1 protein-coding gene is annotated in these 803 nt (G+C 42.0%); it reads left to right on the top strand.

All coding sequences use genetic code 11. The features are described from left to right. The first annotated feature begins 74 nt into the window (after positions 1-74). The gene (locus JMX83_RS14990) at positions 75-776 is read left to right on the top strand and encodes an IS1 family transposase (protein WP_102078209.1); all 702 of its coding nucleotides are present in this window, start codon (positions 75-77) and stop codon (positions 774-776) included. Positions 777-803 lie beyond the last annotated feature (27 nt).

An 803-nucleotide genomic window follows, 5' to 3' on the forward strand; every position in this document is an offset into this window, starting at 1 on the left:
GGTGGTGTATCAAAAAGTATGCTGGGGTAATAAAGGAAGGGTGACAGTCAAAGCAAGATGATATATTTGAGGTTATGAAGACACAAATACAGATCAATTGCCCCGACTGTCACAGTCTTAGTCTAAAGAAAAATGGCATAAAAAGCTATGGCAAGCAGAACTACCAATGTAAGGACTGCAAACGTCAGTTTATTGGCGATCATGCAGTAACCTATAACGGCTGTCACTCTAGAATAGAAGATCTCATACGACTGATGACTGTCCGAGGTTGTGGTGTTAGAGACATAGCCGTTATAGCCAAGGTTAGCATTGGTAAAGTACTTGGCACCATAGGCTCATCTGTTTATAAGATCGCGCCTAAGAAGCGCTATTATGAACGCTTAGAGGTTGATGAGTTCTGGACTTACGTGTATCGCAAGAAGCGTAAAGTCTGGCTCATCTACGCTTATGACCGTGCTACTAATGAGATTGTCGCTTATGTCTGGGGCAAACGTGACCTAAAAACGGCTAAGAAGTTAAGAGCACGTTTAAAGCAGCTTACAGTCAGCTATGGCTCTATCAGTATGGACAACTGGGACAGTTTTATAACCGCCTTTAAAAGTGATAACAAACGAATTGGCAAACAGCATACGGTAGGCATAGAAGGCAATAACTGCCGTCTTAGACACCGACTAAAACGAGCCGTTAGAAGAACCTGTTGTTTCTCTAAGAAGCTCGATAATCACTTAAAAGTGTTTGATCTGGTGTTCTTTTATGTCAATTATGGCTACGTCTGATGCCAGCATACTTTTTAGAACACCACC

Source organism: Psychrobacter piscatorii, assembly GCF_904846415.1.
GTDB classification, from domain to species: Bacteria; Pseudomonadota; Gammaproteobacteria; order Pseudomonadales; family Moraxellaceae; genus Psychrobacter; species Psychrobacter piscatorii.